The organism is Paraburkholderia sp. EG304, assembly GCF_046543485.1.
Classification (GTDB): domain Bacteria; phylum Pseudomonadota; class Gammaproteobacteria; order Burkholderiales; family Burkholderiaceae; genus Paraburkholderia; species Paraburkholderia youngii.
In genome coordinates this window covers 1-380 of record NZ_JBKGUA010000375.1, presented here as the reverse complement: position 1 = coordinate 380, position 380 = coordinate 1, and the positions used below count along the sequence as shown (strand labels likewise).

At 59.7% G+C, this 380-nt stretch carries 1 pseudogene; it reads right to left on the bottom strand.

The features are described 5' to 3' along the window. Positions 1-183 precede the first annotated feature (183 nt). Positions 184-380, bottom strand: a pseudogene (locus tag ACLFKU_RS44355) (hypothetical protein); the annotation flags it as partial.

Here is a 380-nt window from a genome sequence, read left to right as displayed (position 1 = left end):
ACATCGACTCGGTATAGCCGTCCGCTCCGCGCATCGCTTCAGTCTCAGTGTTGTCCGGTTCTTTGTTTCAACGTTTACCCCTCCCGCGCGGATGACGTGCGCGGGAGGTATTTCAACAGCCTGTTAGGGAACACCTCGCGATGAAGGAATGCGCCGGCGGTGGTGCCGGCATTTGAAGGACGGTCAGTGAGTGACGCGAAGACCCGAACTGGTCGAAACGAGAAGCACGTGCTCGCCCGGGACAAAACGCTGATCGTCCGGTTGAGCGACGACAACCGTGGCGCCCGAACTCTTGCGCACGATGATCTCAAGACCTGAACGCTGCGCCATGGCCTGTGAAACCTTCTGTGCGACAAAGCCCGATGCAGCGCCCGACAAGG